Consider the following 12,955-nt stretch of genomic DNA (forward strand, 5'->3'; position numbering starts at 1 on the left):
CGTTACTCTTCACGCGATGACGGCGAGCGTCGCCGCCCAGAGCACCACGATCGCAGCGAGTGCCAGGCCAAGCCTGCCCGCAGCCGACAGCCGCAGCAGCGACCAGCCGGGACTTTCCGAGACAGGATGGCGATGGGAATGCGCGTGGGCCATAGGGAATGATATAATGTTACGCCAGATCGATGGCAAGCGCGCCGAGGGCCGGCCCGCAGCTCATCGACAGGATCTCACGCGAGCGCCTCGGCGGGGTCGCGGTCCGGCTCCATAGCCATAGCGACCGACGGCGCCAGCCAGGCCGCGACCGCGTTGCGCCCAGTCGGCGTCAACGCATAAAGGCCGCGCTCGGCGCGCTCGAACCAGCCATAGACGTTCCGGTGCAGGATCTTCTGCGCATCGGGGCAGGCAGGCTTGAGGTCGCGCGGCCGGCGCGGCGCCTCCGTCATAGCCGCGGCGCAAGCGAGCGCCTGCTGGCGATAGGCGGTCATGATCGGCTTGCGCGTGCTGCCGCCGGCGGCCGGATCGCCCTTGCGGCGCTTGTGCTCGTCGACCAACCGGGAACGGCGGCGCGGGTCCTTGCGGGGCGTCGGCGCCGCGGGGGAGACCAGCACCTCGACCTCGCCCATCCGGCCGACACCGAGCAGGCCGAAGCCGAGGCGCCGGCAGAGATTCCGGTAGCGGGGGTCGCTCTCGCGGCCCTTGCCCCTGGCGGAGAGCTGCGCCGCGAGCCAGATCTCGTCGCCGGCGTTCATCCGGTCGACGCCCTGCAGGACGAGTTCGAGATTGAAGCTGAGCTTGAGTTCGCCGATCACGACGACCGGCGGATCTTCGCCATGCAGAGCGACGAGGTCGCAATTGCCGACCTCGCCCTTCACGCAATAGCCCAGCTCTTCCAGGAAGCGTTTGACCGGGAGGTAGAGAGACGTTTCCATGCAGCCTCCTGACCAGCGGATGATCCGATATGCCGCGCGATTGGTTTCCGAGAGGAAAACGCCAACGCGGATCACCGGCCCGAGGTCCTTGCAACCGAACCGGAGTGGGTCAGTGAGTACCGAACGGGTGAGCTTCAGGACGATACGCGACGGCGTCGCGACCGAAATCGCGGCGGACGCCATCGAGATCGCCCTGCCCGGCGGGTTGAGCTTCCGGATCCTGGCCTTTGCTGGCCGCAAGGACTCCGCGACCCTGCACATGCCGGCCGACGATCCACAGGCACCAAGCTTCGACGTGTTCTGCGTCGAAGCCGGCGCTGCGAACACCTTGTTCGTCTCCGTCGAGCGGATCCAGAAGCGCCAGCTCGAGGGCTAGGCGGCGACGGTTCAGCCCGGCAGGTACTGATACATCCAGGTCTCGGTCAGCACCTTGTCGCCGCCGCGCAGGAAGCAGCGCATCTCGACCGGATCGGTGCCCTCCACCGTCAGGTCGAACTGGGCCCGCCAATGACCGGGGACATCGTTCGGCACCGCCTCGGCGAAGATGTAGGAGAAGCTGCCGCGCGAGCTGGAGAGTACGACCTCCGGCTTGACGCCGAACGGGATCGACTCGAGCGCCGGGCCCTTGAACTCGACCATGAACTTGCGCACGCCCTTCGGCCTCACCGTGCCGGGCTGGCCGCCATTGCCCATCCGCGTCGCGACGACGCGGCCGAGCGGCGAGGGGAAGGGCTCGTCGGCGAGCCAGTGCAGGCGATACTGGAAGCTGTAGGCGTTGCCCGCCTTGGCAGGTGCCTGCGGCACCCACATCGCCACGATGTTGTCGTGGATCTCATCATCGGTCGGAATCTCAATCAGCTGCACCGAGCCCTTGCCCCAGTTCCCGATGGTCTCGATCCAGAGGCTCGGCCGACGCTCGTAGAACACGCCGTCCATGTAGTGGCCGAACTCGCGGTCGCGCTGCATCAACCCGAAGCCGCGCGGATTCTCGTCGACAAAGGCCGAGGCGATCGTCCGGCTGGGGTTGTTGAGCGGGCGCCAGGCCCGCTCGCCGCTGCCGGTCCACAGGGCGAGCCCGTCGGAATCATGCACTTCGGGCCGCCAGTCGACGGCCGTCGCCTTGGCCTTCTCGGAATACCAGTACATCGAGGTCAGCGGTGCGATGCCGAGGCGCTCGACATCCTTGCGCAGATGCAGCTCCTGCTCGATCTCCATCACCACGCCCTTGCCGCGGTGCATGCGGAAGCGGAACGCGCCGGCGACGCTCGGCCCTGAGAGCAGCGCGTAGACGACGACTTGTTCGGCGGCCGCCGCAGGCGTCTCGAGCCAGATATGGGTGAAGTCCGGGAACTCCTCCGCCCTGCCGGCGACAGCCGGGTCGATGGCGAGGCCGCGCGCCGACAGCCCGTACTGGTAGAGTTCGCCGATGGCGCGGAAATAGGAGGCGCCCAGAAAGGCGACCCAGTCGTTCTTCTGCCAGTCGAGCTTCTCGCCCTTGCGGCCGGGATGGCCCGAGCGGCTTTCCTGGAAGCGGAAGCCGGCAAAGCCGGCGCCCGGCGGCAATTGCTTCGCCGGGGAATCGGCCGGCATCTCGAAATAGCTCTCGTCATAGACGATCTCGCGCGCCTTGCCGTCTTCGAGGACATGCATGCGCACCGGCTTCTGGAAATAGCGGCCGAGATGGAAGAAGGTCACCGGCCAGGGCGAGGGGCCGTTCGCCCAGAGCGCCAGTTCCGGCTTGAACCTGATCTTGCCATGGGCGTCGTAGTCGATCCTTTCCAGCACGTCGGGCTTGGGATTGGGCGGGGCCACATAGGGCTTGCCGGCGAGGTCGCGGGCCCGCGCCTTCAGCCCCTCGAAGCTGAACGCCTCGGCGGCGGCGAGCTTCAGGCCCTGCTGCGCCAGAGCCTTGGGCGCAAAGCCGAGCGCTGCCAGAGCGGCCGTTCCAGCCGCCCCCGACAGGAGCAGGCGACGGTCGATCGAAGGCGGGTTCGGCTTCTGCGAAGGCATCGGATAGGCGCTCCGTGGCGGCGGGGGACGGATGTGCAGATGGTGTGCCCCGGCTAGCCTGTCCAGCCGGTGAGGGCAATCTCCGCCTCATTCTGTCGGGAGCAGGGCGAAAATCGCGCCGCAAGCGGGCATTCCATCGCCTTAGCCCTTTGGCCCGGCTTCCCTTTCCGCCGCCAAGCGTCCTACAAATGCCGCAGCCCGGCTCATCGAAGCGCGGGAACCGTTTCGGGAGGAACCATGAAGACGCTGTTCAGCGGCCGTAGCCTGGCCGGTATCGCCACCGCTTTCGCCATCGCCGTCGCACCGGGTGCCGCCCGCGCGCAGGAATTCATCAACGTGCTGACCGGCGGCACCTCCGGCGTCTACTACCCGCTCGGCGTCGCGCTCTCGAAGATCTATGGCGAGAAGGTGCCGAATGTCCGCCCGACTGTGCAGGCGACCAAGGCCTCCGTCGAGAACCTGCAGCTGCTCCAGCAGGGCAAGGGCGAGATCGCCTTCACCCTCGGCGATTCCCTCGATGCCGCCTGGAAGGGCGACGAGGAGGCCGGCTTCAAGGCGCCGCTGAAGAAGCTGCGCGGCATCACCGCGATCTATCCGAACTACATCCAGATCGTCGCCTCGAAGGATAGCGGCATCAAGACGCTCGCCGACCTCAAGGGCAAGCGCCTCTCGGTCGGCGCGCCGAAATCCGGCACCGAGCTCAACGCCCGCGCCATCCTCGCCGCCGCCGGCATGTCCTACAAGGACCTCGGCAAGGTCGAGTACCTGCCCTTCGCCGAATCCGTCGAGCTGATGAAGAACCGCCAGCTCGACGCGACGCTGCAATCGGCCGGTCTCGGCGTCGCCTCGCTGCGCGATCTCGCGACCTCGGTCGAGATCACAGTGGTCGAGGTGCCGGCCGCCGTCGTCGACAAGGCCGGCCCGCCCTTCGTCAAGGTCGCGATCCCGGCCAACACCTATAACGGCCAGACCGCCGCCGTCCCCGCCGCCGCGGTGGTCAACTATCTCGCGACCCATGAGGGCATGAAGGAGGAGACGGTTTATCAGATGACCAAGGCTGTCTTCGAGAACCTGCCGGATCTCGCCGCCGCCCATGCGGCCGCGCGCTCGATCAAGCTCGAGAACGCGCTCGACGGCATGCCGCTGCCGCTTCATCCGGGCGCCGCGCGCTATTTCAAGGAAAAGGGCCTGAAGGTCGGCTCCTGAGCCAACCTGATCGCTAAGAGCAGGCGAGGCCGGCATCCGGCCTCGCCTTTTTTGACGAAGCCAAAAGCCAAGATCGCGCTGCGAGCGCGACGATGACGGGAAGCAGCCGATGAGCACGCAAGCCAGCAGGCCCCTCGCCATACCGGATATCGCAGGCGCTCCTCAGGCAGCTCCCTACGATCCCGAGCATGGCCTGCCGGCGACCTTCGGCCAGGGCTGGAAAGGCCGTCTGCTGTTCTGGATCGCGGTCGCCTTCTCGGCCTTCCAGATCGTCACCGCCTTCGGCATCCCGCTCGATTTCCGGATCATCCCCTCGATCTCCTGGCTTACCCCGATCCAGCTGATCCGCGTCGCGTTCGCGCTCTGGCTCGGCTGGATCCTGCTCGGCGCCGCCCGCGGCCGCCTTAATCTCGAGGCGGTGCTCGCCTTCCTCGCCCTGTTCGGCGCCTTCGAGCTGGTGACGCTCTATACCGGCACCTTGCCGAACCAGGTGCTGCGCACCCTGCATGTCGGCTTCCTCAGCCTGACCGCCTGCGGCCTGCTCGCCAATGCCGACGAGACCTCGCCGCCGGCACGGGCCTTCTGGTGGGCCGTCGGCGTGCTCGGCTTCGCCATCGGCCTCTACCACTGGTGGAACTATAACGAGCTGGTGAACCGCGCCGGCGAGCTGACCCATGCCGACATGGTCGTCGGCATCGGCGCGCTCGTCGTGCTCTTCCTCCTGGTCTGGCGCGCCATGGGCATCGCCCTGCCGCTCGTTGCCGGCACCTTCCTGGCCTATTGCCTGTTCGGCAACTACCTGCCCGCGCCTTATGACCATCGCGGCTACAGCCTGGAGCAGGTGATCGAGCAGATGGCCTTCGGCACCGAGGGCCTCTACGCCACGCCGACCGCGGTCTCCGCCACCTTCATCTTCCTGTTCATCCTGTTCGGCGCCTTCATGGAGCGGGCCGGCGTCATCGACTTCTTCAACGATCTCTCCATGGCGGTGTTCGGCGGCAAGCAGGGCGGGCCGGGCAAGGTCTGCGTCGCCTCCTCCGCCCTGATGGGCACTGTCTCGGGCTCCGGCGTCGCCAATGTCGTCGCGTCCGGGCAGTTCACCATCCCGCTGATGAAGCGCTCGGGCTTCAACGGCGCCTTCGCGGGCGGCGTCGAGGCGACCTCCTCGATGGGCGGCCAGATCATGCCGCCGGTGATGGGCGCCGTCGCCTTCATCATGGCCGAGACCATCGACGTGCCCTATTCGAAGATCGTCGAGGCGGCGATCATCCCGGCGCTGCTCTATTTCGCCGCCTGCTACTGGGCGGTGCATCTGGAAGCCGGCAAGCTCGGCCTGCACGGCCTGCCGAAGGCGCAGCTGCCGAGCGCCCGCGCCGAGATCCGCAAGAACTGGTACCTGATCGCGCCGCTGCTGGTGCTGGTCTACCTGCTCTTCGCCGGCTTCACCCCGCTTTTCGCCGGTGCCATCGGTCTCGCATTGACGGTCGCGCTGATCCTCGCCCTGGCAGTCTCTGCCGGGCTCGCTACGCCCGCCTTGCGCATCGTCTTCTGGGTCGGCTTCGCGCTGATCTCGGCGGCCTCGATGACGATCAGCATGGCGACCGTGCTGATGGTCGTGCTCGCCCTCGTGATCTGGAACGTGCTGCGCGGCCGCGGCGGCCGCGAGGTCCTGCAATCCTGCATCGAGGCGCTGGCCGACGGCGCCCGCCAGGCCCTGCCGGTTGGTCTTGCCTGCGCGCTGGTCGGCATCGTCATCGGCACCATGACCCTGACCGGCCTCGGCACGATCTTCGGGTCCTGGCTGATCGGCATCGGCAAGAACTCGATGTTCCTCGCCCTCGTCCTGACGATGATCTTCAGCCTGATCCTCGGCATGGGCATCCCGACCATCCCGAACTACATCATCACCTCCTCGCTGGCGGCGCCGATCCTGCTGCAGCTCGACGTGCCGCTGATCGTCAGCCACATGTTCGTCTTCTATTTCGGCATCATGGCCGACCTGACGCCGCCGGTCGCGCTCGCAGCCTTCGCTGCCGCGCCGATGGCCAAGGTCTCCGGCATGAAGATCGGCGTGCAGGCGGTGAAGATCGCGCTGCCCGGCTTCGTCGTGCCCTATATGGCGGTCTATGACCCGACACTGATGCTGCAACCGGTCGCCGGCCTCTCTGGCGCCGGCTACTGGCTCGCCGTCGCCTACATCGTGATCAAGGCGACGCTCGCCATGGTGCTCTGGGGCACGGCCTTCGTCGGCTATCTCGTGCGGCCGCTGACGCTCTGGGAGCGCGTGCTCGCCGCCCTGGCGGCCGGACTGCTCGTCGCGGCCGTCCCGATCACCGACGAGATCGGCTTTGCGCTGGCGGCTGCGATCATCGCCCAGCATGTCTGGCGCGCACGCATGGCAGGGCGGCAGGCGGCGTGATCTGCCTCGCCGCCGGCGCGCTGCTCGTGTCGCTGGGCGCCGGCGAGATCACCCTCGCCTGGCGCCATTCGGTCGAGAAGACGCTTTGGGAAGAGCTCTGGCAGGAGAGCCCGGACGGGCTCGTCCTCGCCGAGGCGCGGGTTCAGGGCTCGGGCGCCGGCATGGACCCGCCGGAAGGGGCGAGGCTGGAAGGCGGCTTCTGGCGCTGGCGGCCAAAGCTGCCGGCGCTGCGAGAGGTCGTGATGCGGCGTTCCGGCGCCACGGCCGACTGGCGCGTCTGCGTCGGAAATTCCTGCCGTGCGATGGCGGAGCTGGTTCCGGCCGAGGCCGATCCGGTGGTGCTGAAGCCCTGCCCGTGAGGGCTCAGCTGCGGGTGGTGAGGCGCTCGACCTTCACGACGCGGCGCATGAAGACGAGCATCCCATAGGCCGCAAAGCCCGAGAACAGCACCATCAGCACATAAGCGACGACGTGGCCGAGCTCGAACATGCCGGCGAGCGCCCAGCCCGAAGCGAGGGCTACACCGAAGAGCTCAACCCCGATCAGAATCGCCAACGAGATCACCAGGATCATGTTGCGCCAGTTGGTACGCCCTGCGGCCATGCTTCCATTCCTCGGACCCATGCGAAGACCGCCTAGCCTAGGCGGCGCCGGCATGCAACAAAATCGCGCCCGATCGGCAAATGGTCACCGCTACCCCGAATGAAAAGAGCCTGATGCCCGACTCTCCCGTCTTCGCCAGCGCGGCGGTCGCCGCTCCCCATCATCTCGCTTCGCAGGCCGGCCAGGCGATCCTTGCTGAAGGCGGCAATGCCATCGAGGCCATGGTCGCCATGGCGGCGACCATTTCGGTGGTCTACCCGCACATGAACGCGATCGGCGGCGACGGCTTCTGGCTGGTGCACGAGCCCGGTGGCAAGGTCCACGCCATCGAGGCCTGCGGCGGCGCCGGATCGCTCGCGACGATCGAGCGCTACCGCGAGAAGGGCTATGACACCTTGCCCTCCCGTGGCGCCGATGCTGCGATCACGGTTGCCGGCGCGATCGGCGGCTGGCAGGCGGCGCTCGCGCTCGCGCAGAGCCTCGGCGGCCGCATCCCGCTGAAGGACCTTCTGGCCGACGCCATCCGCCATTGCACCGAAGGCTATGACATCTCGGCGTCCGAGCTTCGCACCTGGCCGCAGGAGGTCGATGCGGTGAAGGCCGCGCCGGGCTTCAGCGATTTCTTCTGGCCGGGTGGCGAGCGCCCCAAGGCCGGCGACCGGCGCAAGCCCCGGACGCTCGGCGCGACCTTCGAGCAACTGGCCCATGCCGGGCTCGACGATTTCTACCGCGGCGATATCGGCCGCGAGCTCGCCGACGACCTCGAGCGCCTCGGCGCGCCGATCACCCGCGCCGATCTCGAGGCCTTCCGGGCACGCGCGGTCCAGCCGCTGTCGCTGAAGCTGCCAGGGCTGACCGCCTACAACTTCCCGCCGCCGACACAAGGGCTGGCGGCGCTCCTGATCCTCGGCATCTTCGAGAAGCTCGGCGTCGCCCGGGCCGAGGGCTTCGATCATCATCACGGGCTGGTCGAGGCGGTGAAGCGCGCGCTGGCGCTGCGCGACCAGGTGATCACCGACCCCGCCTTCATGACCATGGATCCGGCGAGCCTGCTGAGCGAGGCGGTCCTTGCCCGCGAGGCGCAGAAGATCGACCGCAAGCGCGCCGCGAGCTGGCCGTTCCGGCCCGGCGAGGGCGACACTGTCTGGATGGGCGCGATCGACGGCTCCGGCCTCGCTGTCTCCTATATCCAGTCGATCTACTGGGAATACGGCTCGGGCTGCATCCTGCCGAAGACCGGCATCAATTGGCAGAATCGCGGCCTCGCCTTCTCGCTCGACGCCAAGGCGCTGAATCCCCTGACCCCGGGCCGCAAGCCCTTCCATACGCTCAACCCGCCGCTGGCGCGCTTCGACGACGGCCGGATCATGAGCTATGGCGCGATGGGCGGCGACGGCCAGCCGCAGTTCCAGGCCCAGATCCTGTCGCGCTACCGTTTCGGCCAGAGCGTCGCCGACGCCGTCGACGCGCCGCGCTGGCTGTTCGGCCGGACCTGGGGCGCCGGCTCGATCTCGCTCAAGCTGGAAAGCCGGTTCGACCCGATGCTGCTGGCGCGGCTGACCGCCGCCGGGCACCCGGTCGAGGAATACAGCGAGGCCTATTCCGACCAGTTCGGCCATGCCGGCATGCTGGTGAAGCACCAGAAGGGCCATGTTGAGGCCACGCATGACCCGCGTTCCGACGGTGATGCCAGGGGGATCTGACAGGCCATGATCGAGGACGATCCGTTCCGCTGCTTCGTTCCCTATCCGCAGGCGCCGGTGAAGCACGCCTCCTCCGGCCCGCTCACGGGCCTGACCCTGGCGGTCAAGGACCTGTTCGACGTCAAGGGCTACCCGACCGGAGCGGGCTCACCGACCGTGCTGGCGCAGTCCGGCGTCAAGACCCGCACGGCCCCGGTGGTGAAGGCTCTGCTCGTTGCCGGCGCCCGCTTCGTCGGCAAGACCCATACCGACGAGCTCGCCTTCTCGCTCAACGGCAAGAACGCGCATTTCGGCTCTCCCGTGAATCCGGCAGCGCCGGAGCGGATCACCGGAGGCTCCTCCTCCGGCTCGATGGCGGCGGTCGCCGGGCGCCTCGCCGACATCGCGCTCGGCTCCGATACCGGCGGCTCGGTGCGCGCGCCGGCGAGCTATGGCGGGCTGTTCGGCATCCGCCCGAGCCATGGCCGCCTCTCGCTGAAGCGGACCTGGCCGCTGGCGGAGAGCTTCGACACCGCCGGCTTCTTCGCCCGTGACGGCGAGACCTTCGCCCGCGTCGCCAATGTCCTGTTCGGCAAGGACCGCACCACCCTTCCGGAACGGCCGCGGCTGCTGCTTGCCGACGACCTCTTCGCCCAGGCCGTACCGGAGGCCGAGCGCATCCTGCGCAATGCCGTCCAGCGCTTCGTGCCGCTGCTCGGCCAGCCCGAAAGCGTCCGGGCCGTGCGCGACATGGACGCGCTCTACTGGGCCTTTCGCTGGCTCCAGGGCCGCGAGGCCTGGACGGCCGACGGGCCGATGATCGAGCGCTTCGCCCCGCCGCTCGGCCCGGGCGTCGCCGAGCGCTTCGCCTTCGGCCGCTCGGTCAGCGACGCCGAGGTCGCGCGCGGCGACACCGTCCGCCGCAACTTCCGCGCCAAGCTCGCCAAGCTGCTCGGCCAGGACGGCGTGCTGCTGCTGCCGACCGTGCCGGACATCGCGCCTTTGGTCAGCGCCGGCGAGAGCGAGCTCGATGATTTCCGCAACCGGGCCCTGCGTCTGCTCTGCCTTGCCGGGCTTTCGGGTTTCCCGCAGATTTCGATTCCGGTCGCCTATCGCGACGATGCCCCGCTCGGGCTGTCGGTGATCGGGCCCAGGGGCTCGGACAAGTCGCTGGTCGCCTTCGCGGTGAGGATCGAGCGGGCTGCCAGGATCAGGCTGGCGTGACGATCAGACGGGCATGAGGAGGAGGCGGCGATGAGCGGCCATGACCACCATCATCACCACGATCATGACCACGAGCACGACAATCATTTCACGTCGATCGAGGCGCGGGTGAAGGCCTTGGAATCGCTGCTGGTCGAAAAGGGCTATGTCGACCCGGCGGCGCTCGACGCCATCGTCGAGACCTATGAGACCAAGGTCGGCCCGCGCAACGGCGCCCGCGTCGTCGCCAAGGCGTGGAGCGACCCTGCCTATGCGCAGCGCCTGAAGCAGGACGGCACCGCCGCCGTGGCCGAACTCGGCTATGGCGGGCGCGGCGGCGAGCACATCGTCGCGGTGTTCAACACGCCGGAGGAGCACAACCTCATCGTCTGCACCCTGTGCTCCTGCTATCCTTGGCCGGTGCTCGGCCTGCCGCCGGTCTGGTACAAGTCGCCGCCCTACCGCGCCAAGGCGGTGATCGACCCGCGAGGCACCCTGGCCGATTTCGGCGTCACCCTGCCGGAAGGCCAGCGGATCCGCGTCTGGGATTCGACCGCCGAGACCCGCTTCATCGTCGTGCCGCAGCGCCCGGCAGGCACCGAGGGCTGGTCCGAGGAAGAGCTGGCGGAGATCGTCACGCGCGACTCGATGATCGGCGTCGGCCTGCTGCAGGCGGGAGCGCGGTCATGAACGGCGGGCAGGATCTCGGCGGCCAGATGGGCTTCGGCCCGGTTCTCCCCGAGCCGAACGAACCGATCTTCCACGCCAATTGGGAAGCGCGGATGCTGGCGCTCAACGTCGCCGCCGGCGCCATGGGACACTGGACGATCGACGAGATCCGCCATGCGCGCGAGGCCATCCCGCCGGCCGACTACCTGTCCCTCACCTATTACGAGATCTGGTACGAGGGCCTGCGCACGGTGCTGCAGCGGCACGGCTTCGCGACCCCTGCCGAACTCGACAGCGGCGCCTCCGGCGGCACCGGCGCCACGCCGAAGCGGGTCCTGAAAGGGACCGATGTCCCCGCCGTGCTGCGCCGCGGCTTTCCTTATGAGCGCGAAGCGGCCGCCCCGGCGCGCTTCAAGGTCGGCGACAAGGTCCGCACCATCGTCATGCACCCGCAGCACCATACCCGCCTGCCGCGCTATGCCCGCGGCAAGCAGGGTATGGTCGAGCGCGTCACCGGCTGCCATGTCTTCCCGGACACCGGCGCCCATGGCGCACCGGAGACGGCGCAATGGCTCTATACGGTCGTCTTCACCGGCCCCGAGCTCTGGGGCCGCGATGCCGATCCCAATTCCAGCGTCAGCATCGAAGCCTGGGAAAGCTATCTTGAGCCGGCCTGAGCACGATCTCGCCGCGGCGCTCGCCGCCGATACGCCGATCCCGCGCGACGCCGAGGGGCCGATCTTCGCCGAGCCCTGGCAGGCGCAGGCCTTCGCTTTGGTCGTCGCCCTGCAGAATCGCGGCATCTTCACCGCCGATGAATGGGCGCAGGCGCTCGGCGCCGAGATCCGCGAGGCGCTCGCTGCCGGCGGCTGCCGCGATGGCTCCGATTACTACGAGCGCTGGTGCGAGGCGCTCGAGCATCTGCTGATCGAGAAGGGCCTGGCGAGCCATGAGGGCGTCGACGCCCGCAGCGCCGCCTGGGAACGGGCCGCAGAGGCGACCCCGCACGGCAAGCCGATCCTGCTGGAGAACGACCCGCAACGCTGAGGCCGACGCCGTTCTTCACCGTCACATCGCCGTATTGCCGGCCCGGCACGAGGCCGGAGCTTCGCAGAACCGCTTCGCGCGACGAAGCGAAAACGGGAGGGACGCAGCATGAAGACGGTTCTCGCCGGCCTGACCGCCCTGGCCGCGGCGGCCCTGTCCATTCCGGCCACGAGCCAGCCGGCCCATGCGGCCGACCCGGCCCTCAACACCCTGATCCCGAAGCTGACCCGCGGCACGCAATGGACGCAAAAGGCGGCGGTCGAACTGCAGTTCCCGACGCACCATCCCCAGGGCATGGTCAAGGTCGGCGGTGCCTTCTTCATCTCCTCGGTCGAGATCAAGAAGCCGACCACCCGCTATCCCACCCCGCAGGACGGCTATGACCGCGATACCGGCGAAGGCACCGGCCATCTCTTCAAGGTCGATGCGCAGGGCAGGCTGCTCGGCAGCATCACACTCGGCGAGGGTTCGATCTACCACCCCGGCGGCATCGACTTCGACGGCAAGGACATCTGGGTCCCCGTCGCCGAGTACCGGCCGAACAGCCAGTCGATCGTCTACAGGGTCGACCCGGCGACGCTGAAGGCGACCGAGGTCTTCCGCTTCAAGGACCATGTCGGCGGCATCGTCCACAACACCGACGACAAGTCGCTGCACGGCGTCAGCTGGGGCTCGCGCCGCTTCTACAAATGGCCTCTCGACGGCGAGGGCAGGGTAACCAATGCGGCGACGGCGCCCGAAGCGCTGCGCGTCGCCAATCCCGCGCTCTACATCGACTATCAGGACTGCCACTATATCGGCATGAGCCGGATGCTCTGCTCGGGCCTCAACGCCTACCGGACGACGAAGGACGGCCCGGTCTTCCGCCTCGGCGGGCTCGAGATCGTCGACCTCAAGGACAACAGGCCGGTCTATCAGGTGCCGGTCGAGCTCTGGTCGCCGACCTCGGGGCTGCCGATGACGCAGAACCCGTTCTGGGTCGAGCCCACGGCCGAAGGCGTGCGCGCCTATTTCATGCCGGACGACGACAAGTCGACGCTGTTCACCTTCGAGGCGGCGGTGAAGTAGGTCTGATTTCACGCCGCCTGTTTCGTCATGGTCGGGCTTGTCCCGGCCATCCACGTCTTCCTTCGCCACGCGCAGCGTTCAAGGCGTGGATGCTCGCCACAAGGGCGAGCATGACGGTG

The 12,955-nt window shown here is 68.2% G+C and carries 14 protein-coding genes; 10 read left to right on the plus strand and 4 right to left on the minus strand.

Annotation, left to right across the window (positions count from 1 at the left end; translation table 11 throughout):
- Positions 1–9: 9 nt before the first annotated feature.
- Both AC1REK_RS26365 and AC1REK_RS26370 read right to left on the minus strand, forming a co-directional pair.
- Complete coding sequence (locus tag AC1REK_RS26365) at positions 10–153, minus strand: hypothetical protein (RefSeq protein WP_316018257.1); 144 nt, start codon at positions 151–153, stop codon at positions 10–12.
- 74 nt (positions 154–227) lie between these two features.
- Positions 228–929 (minus strand): DUF2161 domain-containing phosphodiesterase, encoded by a 702-nt coding sequence (locus AC1REK_RS26370; protein WP_327523195.1) that lies wholly within the window; start codon positions 927–929, stop codon positions 228–230.
- 112 nt (positions 930–1,041) lie between these two features.
- Here AC1REK_RS26370 and AC1REK_RS26375 point away from each other — a divergent pair, with 112 nt between their 5' ends.
- Positions 1,042–1,305 (plus strand): hypothetical protein, encoded by a 264-nt coding sequence (locus AC1REK_RS26375; protein WP_327523194.1) that lies wholly within the window; start codon positions 1,042–1,044, stop codon positions 1,303–1,305.
- An 11-nt stretch (positions 1,306–1,316) separates the two neighbouring features.
- Here the strand turns inward: AC1REK_RS26375 and AC1REK_RS26380 are convergent, their stop codons facing one another.
- Complete coding sequence (locus tag AC1REK_RS26380; protein WP_327523193.1) at positions 1,317–2,939, minus strand: OpgD/OpgG family glucan biosynthesis protein; 1,623 nt, start codon at positions 2,937–2,939, stop codon at positions 1,317–1,319.
- A 237-nt stretch (positions 2,940–3,176) separates the two neighbouring features.
- Between AC1REK_RS26380 and AC1REK_RS26385 the strand changes: the two genes are divergently transcribed.
- The 3 genes from AC1REK_RS26385 to AC1REK_RS26395 all read left to right on the plus strand — a co-directional run bounded on the left by AC1REK_RS26385 (position 3,177) and on the right by AC1REK_RS26395 (position 6,923).
- Entirely contained in the window at positions 3,177–4,145 is a 969-nt protein-coding gene (locus tag AC1REK_RS26385; protein WP_327523192.1) for a TAXI family TRAP transporter solute-binding subunit, read from the plus strand.
- Between the two features lie 109 nt (positions 4,146–4,254).
- Positions 4,255–6,564 (plus strand): TRAP transporter permease, encoded by a 2,310-nt coding sequence (locus AC1REK_RS26390; protein WP_327523191.1) that lies wholly within the window; start codon positions 4,255–4,257, stop codon positions 6,562–6,564.
- Positions 6,561–6,923: a DUF1850 domain-containing protein gene (locus tag AC1REK_RS26395; RefSeq protein WP_492270050.1), complete on the plus strand. Its 363-nt coding sequence runs from the start codon at positions 6,561–6,563 to the stop codon at positions 6,921–6,923. Before AC1REK_RS26390 ends, AC1REK_RS26395 begins: the two co-directional genes overlap by 4 nt.
- Before the next feature lie 4 nt (positions 6,924–6,927).
- Here the strand turns inward: AC1REK_RS26395 and AC1REK_RS26400 are convergent, their stop codons facing one another.
- Positions 6,928–7,167, minus strand: a complete 240-nt coding sequence (locus AC1REK_RS26400; RefSeq protein WP_316018250.1) for a hypothetical protein — start codon at positions 7,165–7,167, stop codon at positions 6,928–6,930.
- A 113-nt stretch (positions 7,168–7,280) separates the two neighbouring features.
- On the opposite strand from AC1REK_RS26400, the gene AC1REK_RS26405 reads away from it, so the two are divergent.
- The 6 genes from AC1REK_RS26405 (at position 7,281) to AC1REK_RS26430 (ending at position 12,836) form a co-directional block, all read left to right on the plus strand.
- The gene (locus AC1REK_RS26405) at positions 7,281–8,870 is read left to right on the plus strand and encodes a gamma-glutamyltransferase family protein (protein WP_492270051.1); all 1,590 of its coding nucleotides are present in this window, start codon (positions 7,281–7,283) and stop codon (positions 8,868–8,870) included.
- Positions 8,871–8,876: 6 nt separating this feature from the next.
- Positions 8,877–10,073, plus strand: coding sequence for an amidase (locus AC1REK_RS26410; protein ID WP_492270052.1), 1,197 nt, complete (start codon positions 8,877–8,879; stop codon positions 10,071–10,073).
- Positions 10,074–10,103: 30 nt separating this feature from the next.
- Complete coding sequence (nthA, locus tag AC1REK_RS26415; RefSeq protein ID WP_492270053.1) at positions 10,104–10,742, plus strand: nitrile hydratase subunit alpha; 639 nt, start codon at positions 10,104–10,106, stop codon at positions 10,740–10,742.
- Complete coding sequence (gene nthB, locus AC1REK_RS26420) at positions 10,739–11,398, plus strand: nitrile hydratase subunit beta (RefSeq protein WP_492270054.1); 660 nt, start codon at positions 10,739–10,741, stop codon at positions 11,396–11,398. Before nthA ends, nthB begins: the two co-directional genes overlap by 4 nt.
- Positions 11,385–11,768 carry a nitrile hydratase accessory protein gene (locus AC1REK_RS26425; protein WP_316018245.1) on the plus strand — a complete coding sequence of 128 codons (384 nt, stop codon included), beginning with the start codon at positions 11,385–11,387 and terminating at the stop codon, positions 11,766–11,768. Before nthB ends, AC1REK_RS26425 begins: the two co-directional genes overlap by 14 nt.
- 108 nt (positions 11,769–11,876) lie before the next feature.
- Entirely contained in the window at positions 11,877–12,836 is a 960-nt protein-coding gene (locus AC1REK_RS26430; RefSeq protein ID WP_492270055.1) for a DUF6454 family protein, read from the plus strand.
- The last annotated feature ends 119 nt before the right edge of the window (positions 12,837–12,955 follow it).

The organism is Allobosea sp. GW823-FHT02B03 (genome assembly GCF_058797755.1).